Source organism: Pseudundibacterium arcticum, assembly GCF_042646465.1.
GTDB classification, from domain to species: Bacteria; Pseudomonadota; Gammaproteobacteria; order Burkholderiales; family Burkholderiaceae_D; genus Undibacterium_A; species Undibacterium_A arcticum.
This window is the reverse complement of the sequence record NZ_JBHRTP010000007.1, coordinates 62055-88388: the sequence shown is the minus strand read 5'-3', so window position 1 is coordinate 88388 and position 26334 is coordinate 62055. Positions and strand designations below refer to the sequence as shown.

26 protein-coding genes and 1 tRNA gene are annotated in these 26334 nt (G+C 59.8%); 5 read left to right on the top strand and 22 right to left on the bottom strand.

Annotated elements, in window-relative coordinates; genetic code table 11:
- Positions 1–350: 350 nt before the first annotated feature.
- From ACFOFO_RS02935 to ACFOFO_RS02865, 15 genes are all read right to left on the bottom strand, one after another.
- Positions 351–602, bottom strand: coding sequence for a hypothetical protein (locus ACFOFO_RS02935; protein WP_390322563.1), 252 nt, complete (start codon positions 600–602; stop codon positions 351–353).
- A 35-nt stretch (positions 603–637) separates the two neighbouring features.
- Positions 638–1009, bottom strand: coding sequence for a hypothetical protein (locus ACFOFO_RS02930; RefSeq protein ID WP_390330812.1), 372 nt, complete (start codon positions 1007–1009; stop codon positions 638–640).
- Positions 972–1268: a hypothetical protein gene (locus ACFOFO_RS02925; protein ID WP_390322565.1), complete on the bottom strand. Its 297-nt coding sequence runs from the start codon at positions 1266–1268 to the stop codon at positions 972–974. The genes ACFOFO_RS02930 and ACFOFO_RS02925 overlap by 38 nt, the downstream gene beginning before the upstream one ends.
- Before the next feature lie 10 nt (positions 1269–1278).
- Complete coding sequence (locus tag ACFOFO_RS02920) at positions 1279–1926, bottom strand: hypothetical protein (RefSeq protein ID WP_390322567.1); 648 nt, start codon at positions 1924–1926, stop codon at positions 1279–1281.
- A gap of 11 nt (positions 1927–1937) precedes the next feature.
- Entirely contained in the window at positions 1938–3614 is a 1677-nt protein-coding gene (locus ACFOFO_RS02915; protein ID WP_390330811.1) for a YfjI family protein, read from the bottom strand.
- Positions 3607–4026: a DNA primase gene (locus ACFOFO_RS02910; RefSeq protein WP_390330809.1), complete on the bottom strand. Its 420-nt coding sequence runs from the start codon at positions 4024–4026 to the stop codon at positions 3607–3609. The genes ACFOFO_RS02915 and ACFOFO_RS02910 overlap by 8 nt, the downstream gene beginning before the upstream one ends.
- Before the next feature lie 114 nt (positions 4027–4140).
- Entirely contained in the window at positions 4141–5013 is an 873-nt protein-coding gene (locus ACFOFO_RS02905) for a helix-turn-helix domain-containing protein (RefSeq protein WP_390322570.1), read from the bottom strand.
- A gap of 9 nt (positions 5014–5022) precedes the next feature.
- Positions 5023–5217: a helix-turn-helix transcriptional regulator gene (locus ACFOFO_RS02900; protein WP_390330807.1), complete on the bottom strand. Its 195-nt coding sequence runs from the start codon at positions 5215–5217 to the stop codon at positions 5023–5025.
- A 167-nt stretch (positions 5218–5384) separates the two neighbouring features.
- Positions 5385–6185 carry a DUF6387 family protein gene (locus ACFOFO_RS02895; RefSeq protein ID WP_390322573.1) on the bottom strand — a complete coding sequence of 267 codons (801 nt, stop codon included), beginning with the start codon at positions 6183–6185 and terminating at the stop codon, positions 5385–5387.
- A gap of 100 nt (positions 6186–6285) precedes the next feature.
- Complete coding sequence (locus ACFOFO_RS02890) at positions 6286–7545, bottom strand: tyrosine-type recombinase/integrase (RefSeq protein ID WP_390322574.1); 1260 nt, start codon at positions 7543–7545, stop codon at positions 6286–6288.
- A 3-nt stretch (positions 7546–7548) separates the two neighbouring features.
- Entirely contained in the window at positions 7549–8001 is a 453-nt protein-coding gene (locus ACFOFO_RS02885) for an Arm DNA-binding domain-containing protein (protein ID WP_390330805.1), read from the bottom strand.
- 164 nt (positions 8002–8165) lie between these two features.
- Positions 8166–8242, bottom strand: a tRNA-Met gene (locus tag ACFOFO_RS02880).
- A 151-nt stretch (positions 8243–8393) separates the two neighbouring features.
- Positions 8394–9377, bottom strand: coding sequence for a tRNA (adenosine(37)-N6)-dimethylallyltransferase MiaA (gene miaA, locus ACFOFO_RS02875; RefSeq protein ID WP_390322577.1), 984 nt, complete (start codon positions 9375–9377; stop codon positions 8394–8396).
- Positions 9378–11282, bottom strand: a complete 1905-nt coding sequence (gene mutL, locus ACFOFO_RS02870) for a DNA mismatch repair endonuclease MutL (RefSeq protein WP_390322579.1) — start codon at positions 11280–11282, stop codon at positions 9378–9380.
- A gap of 198 nt (positions 11283–11480) precedes the next feature.
- Complete coding sequence (locus ACFOFO_RS02865; protein ID WP_390322580.1) at positions 11481–12374, bottom strand: c-type cytochrome; 894 nt, start codon at positions 12372–12374, stop codon at positions 11481–11483.
- Positions 12375–12586: 212 nt separating this feature from the next.
- On the opposite strand from ACFOFO_RS02865, the gene ACFOFO_RS02860 reads away from it, so the two are divergent.
- Positions 12587–13240: a VTT domain-containing protein gene (locus ACFOFO_RS02860; RefSeq protein WP_390330803.1), complete on the top strand. Its 654-nt coding sequence runs from the start codon at positions 12587–12589 to the stop codon at positions 13238–13240.
- A gap of 290 nt (positions 13241–13530) precedes the next feature.
- Here the strand turns inward: ACFOFO_RS02860 and ACFOFO_RS02855 are convergent, their stop codons facing one another.
- A complete protein-coding gene (locus ACFOFO_RS02855; protein ID WP_390322581.1) occupies positions 13531–15909 on the bottom strand; it encodes a heavy metal translocating P-type ATPase in 2379 nt (792 codons plus the stop codon).
- Positions 15910–16058: 149 nt separating this feature from the next.
- Between ACFOFO_RS02855 and ACFOFO_RS02850 the strand changes: the two genes are divergently transcribed.
- On the top strand, positions 16059–16535 hold the full coding sequence (locus tag ACFOFO_RS02850) for a MerR family transcriptional regulator (RefSeq protein ID WP_390322583.1): 477 nt from the start codon (positions 16059–16061) through the stop codon (positions 16533–16535).
- A gap of 75 nt (positions 16536–16610) precedes the next feature.
- Here ACFOFO_RS02850 and ACFOFO_RS02845 read toward each other — a convergent pair whose 3' ends face one another.
- Complete coding sequence (locus ACFOFO_RS02845; RefSeq protein ID WP_390322584.1) at positions 16611–17063, bottom strand: 2,4'-dihydroxyacetophenone dioxygenase family protein; 453 nt, start codon at positions 17061–17063, stop codon at positions 16611–16613.
- Positions 17064–17206: 143 nt separating this feature from the next.
- Between ACFOFO_RS02845 and ACFOFO_RS02840 the strand changes: the two genes are divergently transcribed.
- Positions 17207–17737: a DUF3617 domain-containing protein gene (locus ACFOFO_RS02840; protein ID WP_390322586.1), complete on the top strand. Its 531-nt coding sequence runs from the start codon at positions 17207–17209 to the stop codon at positions 17735–17737.
- Between the two features lie 154 nt (positions 17738–17891).
- Positions 17892–19127 (top strand): hypothetical protein, encoded by a 1236-nt coding sequence (locus ACFOFO_RS02835; protein WP_390330802.1) that lies wholly within the window; start codon positions 17892–17894, stop codon positions 19125–19127.
- A 78-nt stretch (positions 19128–19205) separates the two neighbouring features.
- Here the strand turns inward: ACFOFO_RS02835 and ACFOFO_RS02830 are convergent, their stop codons facing one another.
- Both ACFOFO_RS02830 and tsaE read right to left on the bottom strand, forming a co-directional pair.
- Positions 19206–20639 (bottom strand): N-acetylmuramoyl-L-alanine amidase, encoded by a 1434-nt coding sequence (locus ACFOFO_RS02830; RefSeq protein ID WP_390330800.1) that lies wholly within the window; start codon positions 20637–20639, stop codon positions 19206–19208.
- A gap of 8 nt (positions 20640–20647) precedes the next feature.
- Complete coding sequence (tsaE, locus tag ACFOFO_RS02825; protein WP_390327879.1) at positions 20648–21133, bottom strand: tRNA (adenosine(37)-N6)-threonylcarbamoyltransferase complex ATPase subunit type 1 TsaE; 486 nt, start codon at positions 21131–21133, stop codon at positions 20648–20650.
- Positions 21134–21322: 189 nt separating this feature from the next.
- On the opposite strand from tsaE, the gene queG reads away from it, so the two are divergent.
- Entirely contained in the window at positions 21323–22411 is a 1089-nt protein-coding gene (gene queG / locus ACFOFO_RS02820; RefSeq protein ID WP_390322591.1) for a tRNA epoxyqueuosine(34) reductase QueG, read from the top strand.
- A 171-nt stretch (positions 22412–22582) separates the two neighbouring features.
- On the opposite strand, the gene ACFOFO_RS02815 is transcribed toward queG, so the two are convergent.
- The 3 genes from ACFOFO_RS02815 to ACFOFO_RS02805 form a co-directional block, all read right to left on the bottom strand.
- Complete coding sequence (locus tag ACFOFO_RS02815) at positions 22583–23473, bottom strand: AEC family transporter (protein ID WP_390327880.1); 891 nt, start codon at positions 23471–23473, stop codon at positions 22583–22585.
- A gap of 73 nt (positions 23474–23546) precedes the next feature.
- Positions 23547–24137, bottom strand: coding sequence for a response regulator transcription factor (locus ACFOFO_RS02810; RefSeq protein WP_390322592.1), 591 nt, complete (start codon positions 24135–24137; stop codon positions 23547–23549).
- A complete protein-coding gene (locus tag ACFOFO_RS02805; RefSeq protein WP_390330799.1) occupies positions 24137–26218 on the bottom strand; it encodes a PAS domain S-box protein in 2082 nt (693 codons plus the stop codon). The genes ACFOFO_RS02810 and ACFOFO_RS02805 overlap by 1 nt, the downstream gene beginning before the upstream one ends.
- Positions 26219–26334: the final 116 nt, after the last annotated feature.

Sequence of the window (26334 nt, the reverse complement as noted above, 5' to 3'; positions counted from 1 at the left end):
GTCATGGCGTCGGCCCAGCGTATCGGCGTGACCAAGATCGGCCTGGTTGGCAATGAGCAATTTATTGGCAAATAAAACGAATAGAGTTTATCCGCCGCCCCGATTCAGTCCGACCAGTCGGTTGGCCGTCCGGCGGCGGATAAGCGCTGTTGGACTGAACCGCCATTCAGGGCACTATGGGCGATTGTAAGCCAGCAAATGGCAGAATTGGCAGGAATATGACAGCAAGGATGCGCTCGCCAACATGAAGCCGAAAACAGGGTCAAGTGGAATCAGCGCGGCCCAGCCGTTTCGCAAACGCGGCGCGCAGCTCGGCGAAGCCATCGCTTATATCAATTGATAATGACTTCTTACTGCTCTTGCTCGGCGTCCAACGTTAAACAATGAACGCATGTCATGCCTCTGAAGCCGCAATGATCAGGTAAAGGCAGCACTTTTTTTAAAATACGCCAATCATCTGCTGCCAAAACTGACAAAACCGTCGTTTCGGCACTTTCGGCAGCACTTGTCCGGCGTGTTGATGAAAATTTACTCAATAGTTTCGGCAATTTTGGCAGCAGGTTTCCGGTTGTTTCGTCAAAAGTGAACGGCAGGAGATACACGTCGGCATCAAGGACACTCCATAGATAAAACCCGGCTATGCCCCGATGTCGACGCACACGGGTTCCTGAAGCACACTGGCTTCGAGATGTTGAATCCAGCTCCTTTTCATTCGCTCCTCCAACCGCAGCAGGCCATCATCAAGAAATGAGCCATCTTGTATAGAGCATAATTTTTGTTCTGCCTGCTTTGCCAATAACGCTTCCAGCTCCTCCCGACTAATACGCAACTGATCTGCAAGTGGAAGAGCTGCCCGTCGTTTTCCTTTGTCACAGATCGCATCGAAGTCCTGGCGCAAAGTTTCGATTCTGGCAATCATGTCCGCCTCGTTTTCCGGCTTTTGTTTCTGCGCCGCAGAGGTGGCTTTTGCCTCAAGATTTTCGATGCGCTTTTTCAGTGGCGATTTCATCGGCGTTCTCCAGTTGTTCAACGCGACGTTCCAGATCGGCGGCCTCAATCAAGCGGCCGATCTGGGCCAACATAAAGGTGAGTTTTGTGCCGACGGACGGATCAATTGTGCCGTTCCTGCATTCGCGGTAAACGCGGCTCATCTCCAATCTCACATCCTCAATTTTCTTCAGGCCAATGCTGACCTTCCCCTTTTTTTGATAGGGAGTAGGGTTGGCAGGAAGCCATTCTCCTTCAAGCATTTCCAGTTTTTTGGTCATATTTTTCTCCCTAAAACTCGACCAGATCATCGTCGTCGGTGGACTCGGCCGGTGCGACGTTACCTTGACATCCGTGGCGATAGAGCTGCATGACATCGACGAACCCTGCCTCAGCAGGATGCTCGGGATTGTCAACGACCCATTCCGCAGCGGTCTTCATTGCCCGATCAAACGCGAAATTTTTGATGGTAATTAAGCGGAACGCGATATTAAGGGTGCGTTTGGCTTCGTCGGCAGCGTAGCCAGCCTCAACGTGGTCCTGTATTTCTGCCGGGAGCTTGTCAAGTTCAAACCGCGCCAGCAAGGCGACGACGGCGTGATCGGCGCCGTGTTGCACGATTGCTGCAGGCACGGTCGCCATCGTTTTACCGAAACCGGTACTGGCCCCGTGGCGGACCATCGAGGCAGCTTTCTGGTTTTCCGACATGGTGGAAGAGAGCGACGACAGCACTTCGTGCGGCGCAAACGTTGTGCTGTTTTTTACCAAAGGCACCAGGGAGGTGCTGCCAAAACTGCCGAAACCTCCGAACGCAGCGTGTTCACCCTGCGCGACAGGTGCTGCCAAAACTGACAAAACCCCGTTATCGTCAGTTTCGGCAGCAAGCGTCACGCTATTTTCTACAAACCGCGCATTGGCGCGTGCAATCCAGTCTGTCATCGCGTTCCCCCTTACTGCTTGGCCAAAACCTGTGGATTGATGACATAGTTGGTGGTCGGACGTCCGTTGCCGCCGCCACCGGTCTCGATAGCTCGGACCCAGCCAAACTCTTCCAGCACATCGAGCGCGGACTCCACCTGCGCGGCAGTGCCCAGTCCGCCCCAACGCTTGCGCCGCACGTCACGCGCAGTAAAGCCATCCTGCAGCTTGCCCTCGGACAGACGGCGGCCCAATGTTTGCGCTGCTGTCACCTTCGCTACTTCCACCAGCCCGTAAATGCGCCGGGCGTGGCTTTCCAGGTATTGCGTGTAGGACGCTGCACGCAGCGCTGAATCGATCCCGATAGCGCCGACCTGGCCATCAGCCAGATGGAATATCAGCGCCAACGAGCAAAACAGCTTTTCGTATTTCGCGAGATGCTGTCGCATCAGCGGATTCTCTTCACCGGCAATGCGCACATTATTTAGGTCATGACTCCATTCGATGAACAGTTCCTGAGCCGCGTCATCGAAACTGAAATGCGGCAGTTTCACGTACTCGTCGGCTGGCGTTGCGCCATCCAGGACGGGATCGAATGTAGCGAGATGATCGAAGATTCCCCGGATAGTGGCGCGAGAATCCTTGGCCGGTACGCGGTCGCACCATTCCCATGCCGCCGCATCTGGGTAGACGATCACTTGAAAACGCTGAATCCGGCCATCGTTGTCGAGCGAGTCAACAATAGTGCCGAGATACCGGGTTAGCAAGTCTGGCTGGATGCCGCCGAAGACCGACAGGCACAGGTTCGGTACAAACAGGCTGCCGCGTGAGATGCGATCGATGTTGAAACTGCCGGTGCCGTTCCAGGCTTCGAGATAAAAGGCGCGGTCGCCTTCGCGCCCTTCCTTGTCCCAGCTTGCCAGCAGGCCGATCAACTCATCGCGCAGCACCAGCAATCCGTCGGGATTGGTTACGAGCAAGTCACCCAATTTTTCAACCGTGCCATCGTTGGACTTGAACCGTCGCGGATACGGTTCCTCGGGCTGCTGCAGGGTTGCCAGGTCATACTTTGCCGCCTCCATCTGGTCGCTTCTTTGTTTCGGGTCGGCCTTGCCCGAGGCTGCCTTTTTCATTTCGCCAAAAATGGCATTTTCGTGGGCCTTGAATGCCGCAAGTTCTGCGGCAAAATTGGCCTGCTTATCAATGAGCTTCTCGGCTTCGACCGCTTCCAGTCGGTCCATGTTTTTCATCGCAGTATTGATGGCTGGGGTTTTCTTTGCGCTGGGTTCGCCGACCACACCGCCCCACAAATTTGCTGTGACCAGCCAGGAGTCGTCACGCCGTTTGGGCTTGACTGCACAGCGTGCGCCAATCAGCGATCCCAATGCAACCACAAGAGCAGCCGCGATATAGTCTGGCGGGCACGGCATGCGGCCTGCTTCATCCAAGACGAAGTCGGCAAGGCTTTTCGGCAGCAACGACGCGGTGAAGGGCAGGACCGGCAACAGCTCGCTCTGAATCGGTTTCGCCTGGGGCCAATCAATGGCGGCTGGGGCGCCGGTTTCATCAATCATGTGGTCCGGCAGTTCTGGCAGCGGCGTCATGTCCTCCAGCACCATAGCCATGTGATCGAGCGCCGTGTCGTGGCCCTCGAACAGGGCATCGAGCTGTTGCGCACCGCGCTCCGCGTCGGCGTAATTATTATTCATTGGCAATCCCTTCTGCAGATTGGAAACGGCGGGCTGCAAGAAGCAGACGCGCGTGATCCGATTCGGTAAGCGCGCCGCCGCGTAATAATAGGTTGGCGATCTGGAGGACGACGAGAACCTCGTAAGCGAGACAGCGCAATACATCGCGTGCGTTAAATGGCCGGCGCACAGGATGGTGGTGGGCGTCAAGACCGCGTTCGGGGAACAGGTCGCTGAAGGTCAGGTCAACGGCGGCGAGTACGTCCGCCGTGGCGCAACCGGCAAAGTCGTGCAATAAAATGCGCCCGTCGTCGAGTTCACGAATAGCCAATGACGCCTTCCGGTCGGCATGGGCCGGGCATTTTGCAATCCACTGTCCTTGCCCGGTGTGCCTCACCCCGTCCAGTCGCGATAATAAAATATCCAGACTCATCGCTATATTCCTTTCCTGCCAGTTCGATTTTTATTGTCAAGAACCAAGGCCAACTCATGGTTGGGTCGGCCTTGGATAGCCATGCATACGTCGCTTTAATCAACGCACGGCAGGTTACGCAGCGCCAAAGCACTTCTTTTGCATGTTTTCGAACATTGCAATAAATGTAAAAATATCGGTACTATCGACAGCCTCACTATTCAAATCCACAAATTTTGGCTGATGCGGCAGCAGCGAATTGACTTTTTCAACCCAGGCTTTCGTCTCCCAGAAGGGGTTTGGCATTTGCTCGGCAGCACGCAGATCACGGTGCAACGCATACGTCATGCTGATATATCCGGTGATTGCAGCCAGGCGGCGTTGGCCATGAATCACATAGCCTCGTTTCCGCAATTCCGAAATCCGTTTGGACAGGTTTGCGATTTTCAGTTCGTGGACTGCCTGTTCATTTGAGAGAACGAAGTGGTCGTTAAACCACGCGAGAATTTTTGCGCGATCTTGCTCTGGATAGCTGATGGGATAGCCGCCGTATGTGTTATTTATTTTTGCGTTGGTGGCAGCCAGAGGTGTGACGGTTAAAGGTGTTTTTGCATTTTTTGTAGCGGATTCAGACATAATTTCTCCTTGGCGCAGTGCACATCCATTAAGAAAATCTAACCCAGTTGCTGGTGGTGAAAGCGGGCGACCATCCAAATGCACGTCAGAACAGCCTGAATCGTCAACGTATTTGCCGTTTGTGTTGAAATGTTGTGGCTTGCCGCCGACGTGAATTTCTGTTGGTGCAGTAAGGCCAGTATCCTCAATGCCCTGCTTGAATTGATGGAGATGATCGATCATGCCAACCCCCACAAAAAAGTTGCCAGCATTGCTTGCATAGCGGACAAATGCAGCCTTGAACCGGGTGCAGAATGGTATGATTCCGGTGTGTTTTTGGTTGATTTTTTGAATGGCCTCTGTGTGAAAGCCGGCGGCTATTTTATTGTCCATAGCGCCCCCTCAGGCTTTACGCGATGCTTTGATGCGGGCTTCGATGAAATCTGAAACGTCGCTTTCCAACCAGCCTACGGCGCGAGCGCCAAGAGATATCGGCGCTTTAAATTGGCCGCCTTTAATAAGTGCGTAAATGGTGGAACGGGATAAGCCGGTGCGCTCCTTGACTTTCGGGAGGCGAAGGATAATTTTCGTCATCATTCCTAGCTTTCTAAATCATCCGGGATTGGATGATTAGATTTTAGGAGCGACTACATGGCGGATCGAGGGATGGAAATTGGAGGATTTTCTTCCGGAATTTATTCGAAGAAAAATCATTCCGGAAGAAAAATATGGTTTTTTTTTACCGGAATGATTTTTGATGAATTTTATTCCGCTTGTTCAGCATTCGCCTGGATTATCAGTGCATCTAGCATGATGCTATCGATTATTTTGCGGGCCATTGGCGCAATAACTTTCCGAATGCGTTCGGGTAAATTCACATCAATTTCGTCGGGAAACAAACTATTTCCCATTAATTGCTGCGTAATTTCGACCCCGTTTTTGCTTGCCCACGTTGTTAGGTCAATGTAAGGCAGAATTGCATTTTTTGCCCAGTCGTCAAAATCAGTACGCGTGAATTTCTTCTTTTTCGGTGCAACAATCTCCACTTCACGACGTGTCGTTTTAAGCCAGTTGGCGAAGTCATTCATGATTTTTTCGTCTGTTCCATGAAGATTGACCTCAATCATAATGTTGCCATCACCACAACAATTATCTATCTTGTAGAGCGGGGTATCCAAGAGGGTTGAAGAATACAGATCGCCATCCTTGACGGACTCTATCGCATCAGCTTCATCTATATAGTTTTTTAAACTATCGCCGAGATATTTTCTATCGCAAAAAAATAAATCTGTTGCAGTAAAATTACGGATGTTTGATGCGTCATCACTCAAATTTTTCGTAAATCCAGCGTGCTGATTTACCTTGTTACCTTTGAAAATTGGATCACTCAGGATGTAATCTGACGGAATTTTTACATCAGCGTAAGGCCGCTCGACTGTTAACATGTATCGCGCTTGCAGATTATTGATCCAGTCATTAATATCAAAATCATATGTTGGTCGATATTTTTCTAGCGAAAATGCTTCCGGTAAATCCTTACGATTTTTAATCTGTTTTTGATTCATAGCGTTTCCTGGTTGCCCCTTAATTTGGAACCCATGACAGCCGAATAATGGTTCCCCGGTTTTCCCGCCGTCGCAGGGCATGGTTAAATTTAAACTGATTCTATGCGGCTCTACCAAACTTCCCGGCGATGACTTTGCCGCTTGCCACGTTATCCAGATAATCGGCATATTGTTGCATCATCACCTTGCGCTCATCAAGAAACATCGCGCGGTCATACGCTTCTCCGTAGGCGTCGCCTGACGCATGGGACAGTTGACGGTCGACGACCTCATGACGGTAACCCAGGCGCTCCTTGATGACGCCCATCGCCAGCGATCTGAACCCGTGGCCTGTCATCTTGCCGCTGTAGCCCATGCGCTTGAGTGCCGCCAATATGCCGAAATTGGTCGCTGGCTCTTCATGGTCGCGTTGGTTCGGGAACAGGTACTTGTTGCCGCCGGTGATGGTGTGCAGTTCCCGCAGCAGTTCCCAGCCTTGGCGCGGCAAGAAGACATGATGATTGACCTTGCGCGGGTTGAGCTTCTTCTTGCCCATCTTCATTCGGCGCCAGTCGATTACCCAAGATTCATTCGCCAGGTCGATTTCTGCCCACGGGGTTTCGGTCAATTCGCTGGTGCGGACAAAGGTCATCATCATTAACCTGAACATGACCTTGGTCGGTACGTACATGCGCCCCTCAATCTTTTCAAACGCCCGGATAAATTCCGGTAGTTCGTCCGGGGTGATGGCGGCATGATGGCCTTTGGCTGTGGCCTTTAGTGCCCCTCTCAGGCTGGGTACCGGGTCATTGTCTGCCTTACCTGAGGCAATCGCATAGCGGAATATTTGGCCGCAGACTTGCCCCTGCCGCTTCGCCATGTCGAGCGCGCCGCGGTTTTCGATCTGGCGCAGCACGTCCAGCATGACAGGGGCTTTGATCTCAGCTATTGGCAGTTTGCCGATCAATGGGAAAACGTCCTTTTCCAGCCGGTGCAAAACATTGGCTGCGGTGCGAGGTTGCCAAGTTTCCAGCTTGTTTGCGTGCCATTCACGTGCTACCGCTTCAAACGTGTTGGCGTTCGCGGTCGCCTTGTTCGCTTTTTCAATCCGTTTGGCTTGCGCTGGGTCGATGCCCGTGTTGATCTGGTCACGCGCCGCCGATCTTGCTCTCCTGGCGTCTGCCAATGAAACATCGGGGTACTTGCCGAATGCCAGTGTCCGCTCAACACCGGCAAAGCGATAGCCCATGCGCCAATACTTCGCGCCATCAGGTTTTACCAATAGATGCAGTCCGCCGCCATCAGTCAATTTGTACGGTTTGGCTTTCGGCTTCGCAGTGCGCGGCTGAATGTCGGTTAATGGAGTAGCAAGTTTTGGCATGGTCTAGTCTCCTTGAGTCTCATCGTTTGCTGCGATCAAAAACGTTCGCAGCGCGGCGACTTGCGGCACGGTCAACGTCAATCGATTGGAGGAGTTTTCGATAACCATGTCGCCTTGGTCATTCATGGAAAAGTGGAATTTCCGCGTTATAGGCCTTGCCGCCTGCGTTTGTTTGCGTCGTTCCCGCTTCTGTTCGATCGGGTCGATACCGTCGGCAATGAGTCGATGTGCATCGGCGCACTGTTGCCGTGCGTTTGTCAGCGACATCTCAGGGTAAGTGCCAAATGAAAGAGCAGTTCCCTTGCCAAGTCGCCTATAAATCATCCGCCAGCGCTTTTTGCCTGTCGGTTCGATTAACAAATATAGCCCGTGACCGTCGCCAATCTTGTACACGTTCGACTTTGGCACAAGTTCGGCAACCTGTTTTTCGGTGAGGGGAACAGCGAGTTTAGGCATTTTACGGTTCCTTTTCCCCAGTTAGCATTTGGGAACCTCAAAAGTACCCGCACTAACGCTGGATGTCAATGAACGTTAAAAACGCTTAGAAAACAAAAAACCCGCGTCAGCACTAGGCTAGAGGCGGGTTCGTGTACGTTACTGGACTTCTTGAAACGTGTTCTTGGTGGTGATAGGTGGACTTGAACCACCGACCCCAGCATTATGAGTGCTGTGCTCTAACCAACTGAGCTATATCACCAAACAGCCCGCAATTATGCTGATCTTGCCGACCCGTGTCAAGACGCAATGCGCGGTTGCCTTTGACTGAAAATGATACTGGATCCAGTATTAAAATGATCCGCAGTAAATTAGATGGGATTTGGCAATATTTTCAGCATACTCCCCTGTTTTCAAGATGCGGCAGCCGAAATTTTTTGCTGCGCCTGCGTAATATGCTGCAAAACCAGCGTCGCGGTGTCGGTGCCGAGGCAGTCGATCACGATCCGGTCCGGCATCGAGCGCAGCCAGGTGAGCTGCCGTTTTGCCAACTGGCGGGTGGCGGCGATGCCTTTTTCCCGCAGCTCAGCGCTGTCGTAGGCGCCGTCCAGATATTCCCAGGCCTGGCGGTAGCCGACGCAGCGCATCGACGGCAGGCCTAGGTGCAGGTCGCCGCGGGCGCGCAGGCGTTGCACTTCGGCGATCAGTCCGCCGCCTGACTCGACATCGAGCATCGCGTCGAAACGGGCCGCGATTCGTTGATGCAGCACGCTGCGGTCGGATGGTTCGAGGGCGAACGACAGCAGGTCGAACGGCAGCTCGGTCTTTGGCCGCAGCGCCAGTAATTGCGACATCGGCTGGCCGCTGAGTTCGTAGATTTCGAGTGCGCGCTGAATTCGCTGCGCATCGTTCGGCTTCAGGCGGGCGGCGGTGGCGGGATCGACCGCAGCAAGCCGGGCATGCATCGCCGGTGACCCGAGCTGCGCGGCGTCGGCGTCGAGCCGCGCGCGCAGTGCCGGGTCGGCCACCGGTAACTGGTCCAGCCCATCGCTCAGGCCCTTGAAATACAGCATGGTGCCGCCGACCAGCAACGGCAGCTTGCCGCGCGCCTGGATCGCCGCCACCAGCCGCAACGCGTCGTGGCAGAATTGCGCGACCGAATACGATTCGGTCGGGTCGATGATGTCGATCAGGTGGTGCGGCGCGGCAGCCAGTTCCGCCGGCGTCGGCTTGGCGGTGCCGATGTCCATGCCGCGATACACCAGCGCCGAATCGACCGAGATGATTTCCGACGGTATCTGGCGCGCGATCGCCAGAGCCAGCGCGGTCTTGCCGGATGCGGTCGGGCCCATGATGGCGACCGCCAAGGGTTTATTGGATTGCAGCGGGTCCGTCATCTATTGTCCGCGCAGGAACAGTTTGTCGAGGTCGCCAATCGCCAGCTGGACCCAGGTCGGGCGGCCGTGATTGCATTGGTCGGCGCGCTCGGTGGTTTCCATCTGGCGCAGCAGCGCATTCATTTCCGGCACGCTCAGGATGCGGTTGGCGCGCACGGCGGTGTGGCAGGCGAGGGTGCCGAGCAATTCGTTGCGGCGCTCGATCAGCACCCGCGAGCCGCCGTATTCGCGCACATCGCGCAGCACGTCGCGCGCCAGCGTTTGGGCGTCGGCATTCTTGAGCAGGGCCGGCACCGCGCGCACCGCCAGCGTGGTCGGCGATAGCGCGGCGATGTCGAAACCGAGCGCCTGCAGCGTCGCCTGATGGTCGGTGGCGGTGCTGACTTCGATCGGATCGGCATAGAACGTGAGCGGGATCAGCATGCTTTGCACCTGCATCTGCTGGCCTGACGATTGCGCATCGAGCGCGTTTTTCAGCTGTTCATACAGGATGCGTTCGTGCGCGGCGTGCATGTCGACCAGCACCAGCCCGCGCGCGTTCTGCGCCAGCACGTAAATGCCATGCAGTTGGGCCAGCGCGAAGCCGAGCGGATGCTCGTCATCCGGCAGCGGCTCGGCGCCGCGCGCCGAGTTGGCAAAGGTGCCGAACGGCGCGCCAGATTGGGTTCCGAGCGGCACGCCGATGTCGGCCGTGGCGGCGGCGCTGCCGCCGTCGGCAAACAGAGCGCCGTAGCTGCTGGTGCTTTGCGCCACGCCAACGCCGGCACCGAAAGACGGTGCCGCAAATTGTGCACTGAATGAGCCCTGGCGCTGCTCGCGCATCCACGGCAGCGCGCTTGAACTGGACGGCAGCGGTGCCGGCGCGGTGCCTTGCGCGGTGGCCGAGGTCTGCGCCAGCGCGCGGCTGACCGCATGGAACACGAATTGATGCACCGCGCGGCTGTCGCGGAAGCGCACTTCGATTTTCGATGGATGGACGTTGACGTCGACCAGCGCCGGCTCGAGGTCGAGACTGAGCACATACGATGGATAGCGGTCGCCGTGCAGCACGTCCTGATAGGCCGCGCGCACCGCATGGGTCAGCAGCTTGTCGCGCACGAAGCGGCCGTTGACGTAAAAATATTGGGCGTCGGCGCGCGCCTTCGATGCCGTCGGCAGTCCGACGAAGCCGTGCAGCCGCAGCGGGCCGGCGGCCTCGTCCAATCGCAGGCGCGCGCCGGCGAAACCGTCGCCGAGGATATGTGCGCTGCGCTTGGCAATCTCGGACACGTTCCAGTGATCGACGGTCTTGCCGTTATGCGACAGCGAGAACGTCACGTCCGGCCGCGCCAGCGCGATGCGGCGCACTACTTCGGCGCAATGGCCGAATTCGGTCTGCTCGGATTTCAGAAACTTGCGGCGCGCCGGCGTGTTGAAATACAGGTCTTGCACATCGACTGTGGTGCCATGGGCGCCGGACGACGGGATGATCGGGCCGCTCTGCGAACCGCTGATTTCCCACGCGTGGGCGGCATCAAAGGTGCGCGAGGTCAACGTCAGCTGCGCCACCGACGCGATCGATGCCAGCGCCTCGCCACGGAAACCGAGCGTGGCGACATTTTCCAGATCGATCAGCGACGCGATCTTGGAGGTCGCATGGCGCGCCAGCGCCAGCGCCAATTGTTGTTGCGCAATGCCGCGGCCGTTATCGGTGATCGCGATGCGCTTGACGCCGCCTTCTTCCAGCCTGACCGTAATCTGGGTCGCGCCGGAATCGAGCGCGTTTTCGAGCAATTCCTTGACTACGGCCGATGGCCGTTCGACCACTTCGCCGGCGGCGATTTGCGAGATCAACTGGTCGGGCAGGGCCTGGATCGGGCGCGGCGTGGCCGGCGACGGGGCGGCAGGGGGGAGTGGTGCATTCATGGACGCGATTATACCGCCGCGCCCGCGCCCGGTTTTTGATGAATAAAATACTCCATTTAGTATATTTCAGTTGCGCAATGAATCCGTGGTAGTTGCGGCATATTTACCGCATACTCCCATGGAGCAAGGTTTTCTCATGCCGTGGCGCAGCGTGATGACGGCCCAGCTGTGCAGGTGCGTCGCTGCGGTGGCGCGCGCTCAACTGCGCGCCGGCTGCGCCTTCAGGTACGCGTAGAGCGCCTCGATATCGGTGTCGTTCAGTTGTTTGAGCGTCTCGAATGGCATGACCGAGCTGACCGCGCTGCCGTCCGGACGCTTGCCGCTACGCAGCATGGTCTTGAATTGCTCCAGCGAGCCGTAGCGCGGCAGCACGCTGTCGGCACCCGGCGTCAGGTTGGCGGCGGGCGGCCAGTCCGGCGGCGTGCCGGGGATCTTGCCGCCCTTCAGTCGCGGCCCGTGGCAGCCCATGCACATGTTGACCACATAAGCGCCGTGCGCCACCGTGGGTCCGTCCGCGATCGGCATCGATGGCGGCAGCGCGTGGTCGATCTTTTCGGAGGCGTCGTGGATCGCACCGATGCCATACAGTGCCTTGACCATCAGCGGCATTTTGATTACGCGCTCCTCGCCGGCGACCGGCGGCAGGCTGCGCACGTAGGCCACCAGCGCCGCCAGGTCGGCGTCGGTCAGGCGGTTGTAGTCTTCGCTGGGCATCAGGAATACGGCATGGCCTTGCGGCGTGATGCCGTGCCGAATGGTGCGCACCCAGTCGCTCTCGGTGTAGCCGGCGACCACGCCACCGGTGCCGGTGGTGATGTCGGGCGAGCGAATGTGCATGCCGTTCGGATCGTCGACCACGACGCGCCCCGCGCCTTGGGCGCCGTGACATTCCATGCAGCCGCGCGAGTCGTACAGGTATTTGCCGCGCGCGATCGCATCCGGTCCGTCGACGAAGGCGACCGGCGCGACCTCGAGCTTGACCACCCGGTGCGCCTTGCGCTCGCCCATCCAGTTGGCGCCGATGGCCGCGCTGGCAATCAGCAATACCACTGCGACGGCGGTCATGCTGACAATTTTTACGCTGCGTTTCATCGGTTTACCTCCCGGATCAGGTCTGCACAATGCAGGATGCCGAAATTTTATGTGCGCCGATAGACCGTACCTAGATGCCGATGCAGAGAAATTGAGGGATATCAAGGAAAGACGCGACCTCGACCTCGCTCTGGCGCGGCTGCAACCCGATGTCGGAGAGCCGGGCTCGGCATGGCCGCTGGTGTATCATTTCGCCGCAACCGAGGAGAACTATGGATCTGATGCAATTATTGGGCATGATTTTGCATGTCGACAAGAGTCTGGGCGACTTCATCGCACAGTACGGCACGATGGTGTACTGGGTGCTGTTCGCGATCATCTTTGCCGAGACCGGGCTGGTGGTGGTGCCGTTTCTGCCGGGCGACTCGGTGTTGTTCATCGCCGGCGCGTTCTGTGCCAGCGGCGCGATGAATATCTGGGTCCTGATGGCGCTGCTGATCTTTGCCGCGATCGCCGGCAATACCGTCAATTACTGGATCGGCGAGGCCATCGGGCACAAGGTATTTACGCACGATTACAAGTGGCTGGACAAAAAGGCGCTGCACCGGACCCATGTGTTCTTTGAAAAGCATGGCGGCAAGACCATCATCCTGTGCCGCTTCGTGCCGGTGTTGCGCACCTTCGCGCCGTTCGTGGCGGGAGTGTCCGAGATGACGTTTGCGCGTTTCCAGTTTTTCAATATCAGCGGCGCGCTGCTGTGGGTCGCCGGTCTGTCAGCCTGCGGTTATTTCTTCGGCAATATTCCGGTGATCCGCGATCATCTGAACGCGATCGTGCTGATTGGCGTGGGTGCTGCGGTGATCCCGGTGTTGTTGGGCGGCTTGTGGAAATTCAGCCGCAAGATGCTGGGCCAGGCTGGCAAATAGGGATTGGGCGCTGTTGGGCGGTCTAGGCTGATTGCATTAAGATCGTTGCTGGCTAAGGCTTCTTGCCCCTTCCCCCTTGCAGGGGGAAGGTTGGGATGGGGGTAGGACGGTCGATCGGCAACGTGCATCATTCATCGACCGCACTACCCCCTCCCTAACCCTCCCCCTGCAAGGGGGAGGGAACTCGACCCGGCCGCAGCAACGTTCATGCGGAAATTCATGCAGTTGCCCTGCCAGCCGGTCCCATCTGCTTGGCAATGCGCTGCCACTGCGCCGCACCGCAGTGGTGCCTATAACGCGCGCTTGCGCAGCCGCAGCGCATTGCTGATCACCGATACCGAACTCAGACTCATGGCCGCGCTGGCGATCATCGGACTCAAGACGATGCCGAACCGGGGATACAGCACGCCGGCCGCGATCGGCACCCCGATGAAGTTATAGACAAACGCAAAGAACAGGTTTTGCCGGATGTTCTTCATGGTGTGCTGGCTCAGCGCCCGCGCCTTCGCGATGCCGCGCAGGTCGCCCTTGACCAGCACCACATGGGCGCTGTGCATCGCGACATCGGTGCCATTGCCCATCGCGACGCCGACATTGGCCTGCGCCAGTGCCGGGGCATCGTTGATGCCATCCCCCGCCATCGCGACGATTCTGCCCTGCCGCTGCAGCGCTACGATATGGTGCAGCTTGTCGCCCGGCAGCAATCCGGCCTCGATCTGGTCGATCCCGAGCTGGCGGCCGACCGCCTGTGCGGTGGCGGCATTGTCGCCGCTCAGCATCACGATTTTCAGGCCGGCCGCATGCAGCTGCCGGATCGCTTCCAGCGTGGTCGGCTTGATCGGATCGACCACGCTGATCAGGCCCGCCAGCCGCGGTCCGACGCCGACCAGCATCACGCTCTGGCCCTGTGCGCGCAGCTGCTGGGCATCGGCGTCCAGGGGTGTGGTGTCGATCCCGGCCTCTTGCAGCATCCGTTGATTGCCGAACATCACCGGGGTGCCGTCGATCACGCCCTTGACGCCCTTGCCGGTGACCGATTCGAATTGCGCGACCGCGGCCAGCGTCAGGTGCTGCTCGGTCGCCGCAGCGAGTATCGCGCGCGCCAGCGGATGCTCGCTCATCTTTTCCAGTGCCGCGGCGTGCGCCAGCACTGCAATGCGGTCGAAACCGTCGGCCGCCAGCACTTTGTGCAGCGTCGGCTTGCCCTCGGTCAGCGTGCCGGTCTTGTCGATCACTAGCGTGTCGACGCGCTCCAGCGCCTGCAGCGCCTCGGCATCCTTGATCAGGATGCCCTCCTGCGCGCCGCGCCCGATTCCGACCATGATCGAAATCGGCGTCGCCAGTCCAAGCGCACATGGACAGGCGATGATCAAGACCGATACCGCCGCCAGCAAACCGTTGGCCAGATTCGGCGCCGGTCCCACCATGGCCCATGCGGCGAACGCGGCCAGCGCCGCCAGGATCACGCCCGGCACGAACCAGCCGGCCACCTGGTCTGCCAGTTTCTGGATCGGCGCGCGCGAGCGGCTGGCCTGGTTCACCATCTGGATGATATGGGCCAGCAAGGTGTCGGCGCCGATCTTTTCGGCCCGCATCACGAACGCGCCGGTCTGGTTGACGGTGCCGGCGCTGACCTTGCTGCCGTCGCTTTTCTCGACCGCCACCGGCTCGCCACTCAGCATCGACTCGTCGACGCTGGAGCGGCCTTCGGTGACGCGGCCGTCGACCGGCAGCCGGGCGCCCGGCTTGATGCGCAACAAATCGCCGAGCTGCACCTGATCCAGATGCACTTCCGACTCGCTGCCGTCCGGGTTGAGCCGCAGTGCGGTATTCGGCGCCAACCCCAGCAGCGCCTTGACTGCGTCATTGGTTCTGCCGCGCGCGCGCAACTCCAGCACCTGTCCCAAGAGCACCAGCGTCACGATCACCGCCGCGGCCTCGAAATACAGCGGTGCCATGCCGTCCATCTTGAATGCCGCCGGCAGCATTGACGGCACCAGCAGCGCCACCACACTGAACAGATACGCGACCGCGACGCCGAGGCCGATCAGGCTGAACATGTTCAGATGCCGGTTGCGAAACGATGCCAGCGCGCGTTCAAAAAACGGCAGTCCGGCCCACAGCACGACCGGCGTCGCCAGCGCCGCCTGCAGCCAGTTGAACGCGTCGATGCCGATGCGGTGGGCGATCTCGACGCCCGGCAGGATGTCGCCCATGCTCACCGCCAGCAAGGGCAGGGTCAGCACGGCGCTGATCTTCAGCCGGCGCGTCATGTCGTCCAGTTCACCGGTATCGGCTTCGGCACTCGCTTCCAACGGCTCCAGCGCCATGCCGCACAAGGGGCAGGTGCCGGGTCCGCGCTGCTCGATCTCGGGATGCATCGGGCAGGTATAGATCGCGTCGGCGGCCGCCTTGGTGGGCGCAGCCGGTGTCGGCGCGCTGGCCGGTTTGTTCAGGTAGGACTCGGGATTGGCGCGGAACTTGGTGACGCACGACTGGCAGCAGAAATAGTAATCCGTGCCCTGGTAGCTGACCGTTTTTTCGGGATTGGCCGCGACCTTCATGCCGCATACCGGATCAGTGTGGGGTTTGTCCACGGCTGGCGCGGCATGCTGACTGCCCTGGCAGCAGGAGGTTTGCGATGGGTGTTGGTGGGCGGCTTCGCTCATGGTTATCCTTGGATTCGACGCAATTCGACTCGGTGCGATGGCGACTCGGTACGACGGGGTTCTGTCACCTGTTGGAATTGAGTATAGACTCCGTACTTAAGTACGGAGTCAAGTTTTTTATTGAGTAAAGCAGTCAGCGCGGGAGACGGATGATGCACAGCAAGGGGCGGGGCAGGGCGCACGGCGGGGTCGAGCAGGCCGAGCCGAAACAGGATTCACTTACGATCGGGCGGTTGGCGCGTGCCGCCGAGGTGGGGGTCGAGACCATCCGTTACTACCAGCGGCGCGCGCTGTTGCCGACGCCCGACGCCGGCAGCGGTGCGTTTCGCAGTTACCCGCCGGACCTGGTGGACCGGATACGCTTCATCAAGCGCGCGCAGGAACTCGGTTTCACGCTGGAGCAGGTCGGCAACCTGCTGCAGTTGGAAGATGGCAGCGACCGCCCGGCGATCCGCGAACTGGCGAGCGACAAACTGCGCCAGATTCGCGCGAAGATTGCCGATCTGCAAAAGATGGAGCGCGTGCTGTCCCATCTGCTGCATGAATGTGAAGTCACCGGGCAGGCCGCACCGTGCCCGATCATCGGCGCGTTGACCGGACAGGCTGGCGCCGGCGGTTGCCATTAATATCACTGCTTGCTCAGGGAAAACTGTCCTGACGCGCAAGCAGCGCCGGCATCCGCCGGCATCACACCTGATGCATCAAACTCGATAATTACCACCCGCCGCATTCCACGCATCGACATGCCAGCGCCAGTCGATGCGACCGGAAACATTGCCGGCGTCGTCCAGGCCTTCGACCGGGCCATGGAAGTGCGCCAGCATCAGCGCGCCATCCGGGCTGACCGGCTGGTGCACCGCACCGGCATGCTCCATCAAGTACGAGCCGGCCGTGAAGCGGATCGCGGGGTCGTCGCTGTAATGAAAGCTGCCCTCAAGTACGTAGGCCTCGACCGCACCGATATGGCGGTGCAGCGGCGCGGTGACGCCCGGTGCGACCTTGATCAGCAGCGTGAAATGGCCGCTGTCCGGATCCGCGGAGAGCAGCTTGAACTGCGAACCCTTCATCGCCCACCAGACCCAAGGCAGGTCGTGCGTGTGGCTGGTGCGCAGCGTGTCGTGGTTGAGCGCGGTGGTGATTGCTGTTGAATTCATTGGTATCCGGTTGAGGTGGTGGTTTTGTTCTGGCGCAATGGTAAATCAAAGTTATTTGAAGCCTGCCCGCGCCGGTGATATACCCTTTTCAATACCAATAAAAAACGCCGCATCCGGACGCGCATCAATCAGGGAGAGGCAACATGAACATCCAGTGGCTGACGGTTGCACTCTTCGGTCTGTCGGGCGCCGTCAGCGGCGTCGTCACGGCAGAACCGCTGGGCGTCAAACCGGGATTGTGGGAAATGATCCATGTTTCCGAAATCAGCGGCATGCCGGCCATCCCGCCCGAGGCCATGGCGCGCATGACGCCGGAACAAAGGGCGCGGATCGAACAGGCGCTGGCGGCACATGCCGGCGCGCCCACCACCCAGACGCGGCAGTCCTGCGTCACCAAGGACAAACTGGAACGGCCGTTTGCGCCGGACGCGCGCTCGGGCAAAGACTGCAAGCATACCGTAGTCAGCAGTTCGAGCCGAAAACAGGAAATTCACATGGAATGCAATGGCCGCGTCAAGAGCAGCGGCGATCTGCGGATCGAGGCGATCACGCCCGAGAACATCAAGGGCGACTTTCACATGGTCAGCGGTGATCCCGCGCATCCGATGAATGTCAGGATGAACATCGTCGGCAAATGGCTGGGCGCGGATTGCGGCAAGCTGGCGGAGCACTGAATCGCTGATCTGCGCTATCCCAAATTCGATTCGACTGAGCGTGTCAGGTCAGGGCGAATGATCAAGGTCTTCGCCTTGTCTGTTGTCGGGGACATCTGATTCGGTACTGTCGGCTCGCGCATCAATGAATTGCTGAATTGCGGAAGGCTTATTCATGTCCAGCTTGGTCAAAACTCGCGTCAACGTGGCGCTCGGCTTACTGTGCGTCATGAGCGCCGCCCGCGCCGGTATGCTGGCGCCCGAATCTGGCACCGCCTCCACCCAGCACGCGCCGCCAATCAGCGGCGTGATGTTCTCCTGTCCGCTTGAACAAATCGCCGAGTTACATCGGGACATGGTCGCTTACCTGCGCGAACTGGGGATTGGCAAGGACCTGGTGGTCAAGATCGAACCGGCTGGCGGCACCCTTGTGTACACACTGGCCACGCCGGCAGCGGACACCGACACCTTGAGCTTCAAGGGCCGCGAGCAATACCGTATCAAGGACGAGCTTGTGCGCCTGCCTGCCAAGGGGGGCAATACCCGTGCGGTGAGCACGGTATCCAAAAAAGAAATCCTGCTGGCGCTGCTGCAGCATGGTCGGTTGACGAATTTCAGCGGCGTGGCCTGCACCCTGGACGCCTTGCGCGACCACGTGGGCATGCGCCAAAACACGGTGGCGTGGACGGACAAGCTGTCATGGGGCTGGCCCGATGGCCGCCCGGCTTACTGGAACAGCAAAAAATGGCACAAGGGTACGCCGCTTGCCAGCGTGAGCGTGGACAACGCGCTGCTGGATGCCTTCCTCAGGCAGGACAGATATCGCATTGGCTGCTATGCGGCCAGCAAACTCAGCTACGCCCATGCCGTGCTTGACTACTACGTGCGCGTCAAGAAGGATCCGGCCAAGGCAGCGCTGGTGCGCGCGCGCCTGATGCATGACAAGGAGCCGCTGGTCGGCGTGGAACCCGCGGCCATGTGGGACTTCGAGAAAGACTTCGACGCCGATGAGCGCGACATCCCCGGCAAAATTTTGAGCATCAAGCGCGGCGTTGCCCCGGGCAACTTCGTTCCGGGCGACTGGGTCTATCTGCTCAACACGGATGAAGTAACGTATAAAAAGACCGGCTACGAAGGCTCCAATGCGGTTTACCTGGGGCGTGGCAAGTTTGGCGATTATTACAACGATCACCGCCATGCGTACACGTATTCGGAGAAGGTGGATGAGGTCTACCAGTGGCGCCACGGTGTGTTCAGCCGCAGCCGCGACGCCCACAAGATCAAACCGCTCAGCGACGGGGACGTCGTGCGCTTGAGCGCGACTCCGGCAGAGGGGGGGCTGTTGCTGGACTTTCGCGTGGCGCCGTACCTGTTTGGTTACGAAGAGCTGCCTGCACTGCCTCCGCGCTGAATCGCGGGGTGGGTGCCAGCCAGTGCTGCGCCGACGCCGATGTCGTGTGTGCGCGCGACCGACGATCCCGCACCGGCATCACGTCATCCGGTTCTTCGACAGCGGCGGATTCTTCGCGAAATAGCGCTTGATGCCCTTCATTACCGCTTCCGCCATCTGGTCCTGGTAGGCATCGTCGGTCAGCTTCGCCTCTTCTTCCGGGTTGGAAATGAAGGCGGTCTCGATCAGGATCGACGGGATGTCGGGCGCCTTCAGCACCGCAAAGCCGGCCTGTTCGACCGCGCCGCGATGCAGCTTGTTGATGCCGCCGATTTCGCCCAGCACCGCCTTGCCCAGCTTCATGCTGTCGTTGATCTGGGCGGTGGTCGACAGGTCCAGCAGCACGCTTGTCAGCTGCCGGTCCTGACCCTTGAAGTTGACGCCGCCGATCTGGTCGGCAGAATTTTCCTTGTTGGCGAGCCAGCGCGCCGCCGTCGACGACGCGCCTTTTTCCGACAGCACGAACACCGACGAACCGCGCGCGGTCGATTCGACGAAGGCGTCGGCGTGAATCGACATGAATAAATCGGCCTGCACCTTGCGTGCCTTTTGCACGCGCACATTCAGCGGCACGAAAAAGTCGGCATCGCGCGTCAGCATCACGCGCATGTTCGGCTGTTGCTCGATCTTGGCCTTCAGGCGTTTGGCGATCGCCAGCACCACGTCCTTTTCGCGGCTGCCGGATTTGCCGATCGCGCCCGGGTCCTCGCCGCCGTGGCCGGGGTCGAGTGCAATCGTGATCATGCGCGTCACTTGCGGCACCCGATCGGACTTCGGCTCCGGTTTTGGTTCCAGCTTCGGATCGGCTTTGGGATCCCATCTGGCGCCCGGTGTTTCGTCCGGCCCGGTTTTCAGCTCCGGCGGATAGTCCGCCAGTGGCGGCACGCTTTCAGACTTGAGCGCGCTCTGCCATTCGGGCAACAGCGCCGGCGGGTTGACCGGATCGTTCGACCATTCGCCTTTTTCGATCAGCGCGGCGATCGGGTCGGGCGCGTTGACCGGATACAGGTCGAGCACCAGCCGGTGCGCATAGGTGCCGACCGGCGCCAGCGTGAACACTTGCGGCTTGACCGCTTCCTTCAGGTCGAACACCAGCCGCACCACGTTCGGCTTGTTCTGGCCGACCCGCACTTGCTTGATGTAGGGGTCGTTCGACTGGATCTTCGCCACCAGTTGCTTCAGGGTCGGATTCAGCTCGAGACCCTCGATATCGACCACCAGCCGGTCCGGGTCCCTGACCACGAAATGGCTGGCTTTCAGGTCGCTGTCGTTTTCCAGCGTGACGCGGGTATAGTCGTCCGCCGGCCACACGCGCACCGCCAAAATTTGCGCCGCATGTGCCAGGTTCGGCAACAGGGCCGGGGCGATCACCGCCAACAACAAGGTGCCGCCGGCTTTCAGCACGGTGCGGCGGGTGGTGCGATTGGATACAGGGGGCGCAGGGTCAGCGCCGCCACGGTCGACGTCCAGCATGGAGGGTGTTACAGGTTGGGCGCGAAATGGAGGCGTGCGAGGCATTGAAAACCTTTGTCAGACAACGCTTCCAATTCTACATCACGTCCCTCGCCGCGGACGCTCAAAAACACCTGGATGTCCGGCGGCGGCAACACTTGCTCGGCCTTTTCCGGCCATTCGACGACGCAGATGTTGTGTTGGTTGAAATGTTCGCGAAAACCGGCATCGAGAAATTCTTCCGCGCCCGCCATCCGGTACAGGTCGAAATGGATCAGCGTCACCGGCTGGCCGCGCAATTGCAGCAGATACGGTTCGGCCAGCGTATAGGTCGGGCTCTTGACGTGCCCTTCATAGCCGGCGGCATGCAACAGCGCACGGGTCAGCGCGGTCTTGCCGGCGCCGAGATCGCCGTGCAGGTAGATCGCGAGGCCGGGCGCGAGCGCATGCGCCAGCGATTTGCCGAGCGCGCCGGTGCCGGCTTCATCGTTCAGGTGGGTCTTATAGTGCTGCATCGCATAAAATGGTGGTTTAAGTTGCATGGTCGTCGAGCGAATCCCTGGCGCGAATATACTCCTGTGGCATGAGTATCGGTCGCGCAAGGAACTGGCTCGGCATGTTGCCATACTCCATCATAAATCAATCCGGTCCACCCACGCACGCGATCCATGGCATGCCACGCGCCGACACCATTCAAGAATTCCATGATTCCAGCCAGTGATTTGCCCGCCCTCGCACTCAGCATCAAGGCCTGGGGCCGCGAGCTCGGTTTTGCCGAGATCCGGATCGCCGACGTCGATCTGGCGATGGCCGAAGCGGGCCTGCGCGACTGGTTGGCGCTAGGCATGCACGGCGACATGGATTATATGGCGTCGCACGGCATGAAACGCGCGCGCCCGGCCGAGCTGGTGCCGGGCACGGTGCGCGCGATCATGGCGCGCATGGATTATCTGCCGGCCACGCTCGGCACCGACTGGCGCGGGGCTGAACAGGCGCGCCAGCAGGACCCGGCGGCCGCGAATATCTCGATGTACGCGCGCGGGCGCGACTATCACAAGGTGCTGCGGGCGCGCCTGCAGCAGCTGGCCGATCGGATCGCCGGCGAGGTCGGGCCGTTTGGCCATCGCGTGTTTACCGATTCGGCGCCGGTGATGGAAGTGGCGCTGGCAGAAAAGTCCGGCCTCGGCTGGCGCGGCAAGCACACCCTGCTGCTGAACCGCGAAGGTGGCTCGATGTTTTTCCTGGGCGAGATCCTGATCGACCTGGCACTGCCGGTCGACGCACCGGCCAGCGACCATTGCGGGCAATGCCGCGCCTGCATTGACGTCTGCCCGACGCAGGCCATCCTAGGCCCCTACCGGCTCGATGCGCGGCGCTGCATTGCCTATCTGACGATCGAGCTGAAGGGCAGCATTCCGCTGGAACTGCGGCCGCTGATCGGCAATCGCGTGTACGGTTGCGACGATTGCCAGCTGGTGTGCCCGTGGAACAAGTTCGCGCAGCGCGCCACGCTGGACGATTTCGATGTGCGCAACGGACTCGACAGTGCAACGATGGTCGAGTTGTTCGGCTGGAGCGAGGAAGATTTCAATCGCAAGCTGGAAGGCAGCCCGATCCGCCGCATCGGGCATGAGCGCTGGCTGCGCAATCTGGCGGTGGGACTGGGCAATGCGGCGGCTGCCGGCTGTGCGCAGCCGCAGATCGTGGCCGCGCTGCAGGCGCGCGCGGCGCATCCATCGGCGCTGGTGCGCGAACACGTCGCCTGGGCGCTCGCCAGGCATGTGCCGGCTTAACAGCAAGTAGGATGGGTGCAACCCATCAGTGCGGAGGTGGGATGATGGGTAGCAGCCATTCTGCGGTACTAAAAATATACTGGGTATAGTATTTATTGGTGGCCTTTATTTACATGCGGGTAAGGCGCTAATTTTTCCTATACTCCCGTATTTCTCCCATTCCGGTGCGGATCAATGCACCAGCGCCAGCCACAACGGCAGCGTCGCGACCGACAGCAAGGTACTGGCCGACACCAGGAAGGCGACATACGGGCCGTTGCCGCCCAGCCGGGCGGCCAGCACATAGCAGCTCGATGCGGTCGGCAGGGCGCAGAAGATGACGACGATCTGTAACTGCGGTTGCGGCAAACCGGCCCAGCGCCCCAGAATGAATGCCGCTGCCGGCACCAGCAACAACTTTACGGCAAAGAAGTAGGCCGCCAGACCCCTGGCTTGATGCAGGCCGGACAGGCGCAGCCCGGCGCCGACTGCGATCAACCCTAACGCGATCGATGCACTGCCCATGCGCGACAGGATGGCGCCCGCCACTTCCGGCAGTTGCAGACCTAGCAGGCTGTAGGCGGTGCCGCCGGCGGCGGCGATCAGCAGCGGGTTTTTCGCCAGTTCTTTCAGCAAACCGCCGCTTTTGTGCACCAGCGCATGGACCGCCGCGGCATTGCACAGCGGTACGGCAAAGCCGATCAGCACGGCCATCAAGGCGGTACCGTGCTCGCCGGCCAAGCGTGACGCCAGCGCTAACCCGATGTAGGAGTTGAAGCGGAACGCGGTTTGCACGCCCGATTCGAACAGCATCGCGCCGGGCCGAAACAGTGGCTTGGCCAGCCAGCCGCAGGCGATGCCGAGCGCGAGCGCCGCCAGCGCTGTCTGCACCAGTTTGCCGACGGTCAGGAAATCGAATGTGGTGCGGGCGGTCGAGTAAAACAGCAACGCCGGAAACAGCAGGAAGTAGACGAATTTTTCCAGGCCGATCCAAAACTCTGTGCCCCAGTCGGTGACCCGGATCAGGATGAAACCGATCAGGATCAGGCTGAAATCGGGCAGCAGCAGGGTGGCAATCGTCATCGGCAGTTCACCAGGATTTCGGCGACATCGCATCGATATCTCATCGACGTTCGATGCTTGTTGTATATGGTGTTTACTTTAGCAAGCCAGCCAATTCAACTGCCGTCTTGACGTTCATCTTGTCGAAAATATGCGCGCGGTGTACTTCGACGGTGCGCATGCTGATGCCGAGCTTGTCGGCGATCACCTTGTTCATCTTGCCGATCAGGATCAGGTCCAGCACTTCGCGTTCGCGCGCCGACAGCGTCGCCAGCCGCGCATGCACCGCCGCGCGCGTGCCGGCCTGCAGCGACGCGCCCAATGCCTCCTGCACCCGCTCCATCAGCTTGTTGTCGTTGAACGGCTTTTCAAAAAAGTCGAAGGCGCCGCGCTTCAGGCTGTCGACCGCCATCGGCACGTCGCCGTGGCCGGTCAGGAAGATCACCGGCAGCCTTTGCGTCAATCCCCGCGCGGCCATCGCATCGAACAGCGCAATGCCGCTCATGCCCGGCATCCGCACGTCGAGCAGCACGCAGTCGCCGGAGGGATCGAAAACGATGTCGGTCGTCACCCAGGCCAGAAATTTTTCCGGGTTGTCGTGCACGGTGGCGGCGATGCCGCAGGACTGCGCCAGCCAGCTGAGGGAGTCGCGGACCGCTTCTTCGTCGTCGATGATGTGCAGCATTAACTGTCCTTATGTGTGATTGACTGTCCGCTGGCCGACTGCTCCGGTACGGTCGTCGGGGCCGGGTCCATCGCAGGGTTTGGTGGCGGGTGTTGCGATGTGCCGGGCAAAATTGCCGGTAACGAAAAACGGAAGATGGTACCGCCGTTCGGGTTGTCCAGGTAGGTCAGCGTGCCGCCATGGAATTCGATGGCGCTGCGTGAGATGTTCAATCCCATCCCCATGCCTTCGGCCTTGGTCGAATAGAACGGCGAGAACAGGCGTTCGGCGACGTCGGCCGGGATGCCATGGCCCTGATCGATCACCGACACCACCACCTGTGCCGGAGTGTCGTTGGACCAGCCGGCCACGATGCGCAGAATGCGTCGTGACGGCGGGCTGTCTTGCATCGCTTCGATGCCGTTGCGGGTCAGGTTCAGCAACACCTGCTCGAGCAGCACGCGGTCGGCCAGCACCGGCGGCAAATCGGGTGCGATGCGGACCTTGAGCGCGACGAAGAAGGGCTGCGCCTGCAGCTCGATCAGCGGCATCAGGCTGTCGATCAGCGCCGCCATGTCGACCGGGCAGCGGCTCGCTTCGCGCTTCTTGACGAAGGTATGGACGCTGCGGATGATATTGCCGGCACGCTGCGCCTGCGCACTGGCCTTTTCCAGCGCCGGCTTCAGTTGACTGGCGGCGGCCTGGCCCGCTGCCAGCAGGTTCAGCGCCCCGGTCATGTAACTCGAGATTGCCGCCAGCGGCTGGTTCAGCTCATGTGCCAGGGTCGAGGCGATCTCGCCCATGGTCGCCAGGCGCGCGCTCGCCTGCAATTTTTCTTGCTGGCGCCGGTTCAGTTCCTCGGCCTGTTTGCGCTCGCTGATGTCGAGGATCGAACCCATCCAGCCGGTTTGCTTGCCGGTGTCGTCGATCAGCGGCGCCTCGAAGATCAGGGCCGCGAAGCGCTCGCCGCTGGCACGCTGGAACACCGTCTCGAATTGTGGCGTGATGGTGCCGGCCAGTACTTGGGCGAAGCGCTGCTGATATTCGTCCATCACCTCCGGCGCCCAGTATGGCATCGGCGGCAAGCGGCCTAGCAGCTCCTCGGCCGAATACCCGACCATCCGGCAAAACGCGGGATTGACGTAGATCACGCGTCCTTCCAGGTCGCGCGCACGCAGGCCGGTCACCAGCGAATTTTCCATCGCACTGCGAAACAATACCTGGCGCCGCAACGCGCCTTCGGCGGCGAGGCGCCGGTTGATGTCGCGCCACAGCGCCCACAGGCTCCAGATCAGGCCGAGCGCGAGCGCGATGACCGAGCCGACCAGCAGATTCGGCAGCAGTCTGGCGGCGGTCTTGATGCTGTTGGTGCGCAGGCTGAGCGATACGCCGGGCAGATCGAGCGCGCGCTGGTGCGTGTAGACGCCACGGCCGATGCCGCCGGACGCGCGCTGGGCGATGGTGTTCTCATCGTTGTCGACCAGCCTGATCTCGTTTTCCTGGGCGAACCACCACGGCACCATTTCATCGAGGATGTCGGCCACCAGGTAGCTGCCGATCAGGCTGCCGACGTATTGATCGCCGACGTACAGGGGCACGTGGTAGTCCATCAGCATCGGCCCCTTCTGACCGGCTGCCGGCGCGGGTTGGCTGTAGCGCGGTTTGCGGCTGCCGCGGGCGGTCTCCGCCGCCACTCGGGATGGTGCTGAAAAATCCTTCAGGGCGATCGGCATGTCGGCGGTCGAGCTGATCAGCCCGCCGTCGGCATCGAGCCACACCACCCGGTACAACTCGCGATTGTTGCTCAGCAGCGCGGTCATCCGTTCCCATAACTTTTTCTCGGATACGCTGCCGGTCGTGATTTCGTTTGCCGTCAGGCGGATGGCGTCTTCGTCGCGTCCAAGCTGGAAGCGGATAGTCTGCTCGACCCACAAGGTGTCGGCGATCAGCTGTTCCTGGCGCTCGTTGGCTTCCATCTGTTGCGCCTGCCACGGCAGCCACAGCAGCACCGCCAGAAATAACAGCACCAGCACGATGGGCGTGAGCCAGCGCAATGCGTGTCTGCGCTTGGGCCAGCGAAACTGAAATCGGGATTGCTTCATGGGCGTTAGTGTAAGACAAGCGCAGCGGTGTGAGGCAAGATGCGCACCAAACTTGGCGATAATCAGGAGCCGTATATATACTGGTAGTAACTTCTGTCTGGTAGCGCAATTAATAT

Bases quoted from the DNA above. Each gene is read 5' to 3' on its own strand.
- ACFOFO_RS02860 (WP_390330803.1), top strand. From the start codon at position 12,587: ATGGATCTGATGCAATTATTGGGCATGATTTTGCATGTCGACAAGAGT.
- ACFOFO_RS02920 (WP_390322567.1), bottom strand. From the start codon at position 1,926: ATGACAGACTGGATTGCACGCGCCAATGCGCGGTTTGTAGAAAATAGC.
- ACFOFO_RS02895 (WP_390322573.1), bottom strand. From the start codon at position 6,185: ATGAATCAAAAACAGATTAAAAATCGTAAGGATTTACCGGAAGCATTT.
- ACFOFO_RS02830 (WP_390330800.1), bottom strand. From the start codon at position 20,639: ATGCTGGACGTCGACCGTGGCGGCGCTGACCCTGCGCCCCCTGTATCC.
- queG (WP_390322591.1), top strand. From the start codon at position 21,323: ATGATTCCAGCCAGTGATTTGCCCGCCCTCGCACTCAGCATCAAGGCC.
- mutL (WP_390322579.1), bottom strand. From the start codon at position 11,282: ATGAATGCACCACTCCCCCCTGCCGCCCCGTCGCCGGCCACGCCGCGC.
- ACFOFO_RS02835 (WP_390330802.1), top strand. From the start codon at position 17,892: ATGTCCAGCTTGGTCAAAACTCGCGTCAACGTGGCGCTCGGCTTACTG.
- ACFOFO_RS02855 (WP_390322581.1), bottom strand. From the start codon at position 15,909: ATGAGCGAAGCCGCCCACCAACACCCATCGCAAACCTCCTGCTGCCAG.
- ACFOFO_RS02915 (WP_390330811.1), bottom strand. From the start codon at position 3,614: ATGAATAATAATTACGCCGACGCGGAGCGCGGTGCGCAACAGCTCGAT.
- ACFOFO_RS02910 (WP_390330809.1), bottom strand. From the start codon at position 4,026: ATGAGTCTGGATATTTTATTATCGCGACTGGACGGGGTGAGGCACACC.
- ACFOFO_RS02810 (WP_390322592.1), bottom strand. From the start codon at position 24,137: ATGCTGCACATCATCGACGACGAAGAAGCGGTCCGCGACTCCCTCAGC.
- ACFOFO_RS02845 (WP_390322584.1), bottom strand. From the start codon at position 17,063: ATGAATTCAACAGCAATCACCACCGCGCTCAACCACGACACGCTGCGC.
- ACFOFO_RS02905 (WP_390322570.1), bottom strand. From the start codon at position 5,013: ATGGACAATAAAATAGCCGCCGGCTTTCACACAGAGGCCATTCAAAAA.
- ACFOFO_RS02930 (WP_390330812.1), bottom strand. From the start codon at position 1,009: ATGAAATCGCCACTGAAAAAGCGCATCGAAAATCTTGAGGCAAAAGCC.
- ACFOFO_RS02900 (WP_390330807.1), bottom strand. From the start codon at position 5,217: ATGATGACGAAAATTATCCTTCGCCTCCCGAAAGTCAAGGAGCGCACC.
- ACFOFO_RS02805 (WP_390330799.1), bottom strand. From the start codon at position 26,218: ATGAAGCAATCCCGATTTCAGTTTCGCTGGCCCAAGCGCAGACACGCA.
- ACFOFO_RS02890 (WP_390322574.1), bottom strand. From the start codon at position 7,545: ATGCCAAAACTTGCTACTCCATTAACCGACATTCAGCCGCGCACTGCG.
- ACFOFO_RS02840 (WP_390322586.1), top strand. From the start codon at position 17,207: ATGAACATCCAGTGGCTGACGGTTGCACTCTTCGGTCTGTCGGGCGCC.
- ACFOFO_RS02925 (WP_390322565.1), bottom strand. From the start codon at position 1,268: ATGACCAAAAAACTGGAAATGCTTGAAGGAGAATGGCTTCCTGCCAAC.
- ACFOFO_RS02850 (WP_390322583.1), top strand. From the start codon at position 16,059: ATGATGCACAGCAAGGGGCGGGGCAGGGCGCACGGCGGGGTCGAGCAG.
- ACFOFO_RS02865 (WP_390322580.1), bottom strand. From the start codon at position 12,374: ATGAAACGCAGCGTAAAAATTGTCAGCATGACCGCCGTCGCAGTGGTA.
- miaA (WP_390322577.1), bottom strand. From the start codon at position 9,377: ATGACGGACCCGCTGCAATCCAATAAACCCTTGGCGGTCGCCATCATG.
- ACFOFO_RS02885 (WP_390330805.1), bottom strand. From the start codon at position 8,001: ATGCCTAAACTCGCTGTTCCCCTCACCGAAAAACAGGTTGCCGAACTT.
- tsaE (WP_390327879.1), bottom strand. From the start codon at position 21,133: ATGCAGCACTATAAGACCCACCTGAACGATGAAGCCGGCACCGGCGCG.
- ACFOFO_RS02815 (WP_390327880.1), bottom strand. From the start codon at position 23,473: ATGACGATTGCCACCCTGCTGCTGCCCGATTTCAGCCTGATCCTGATC.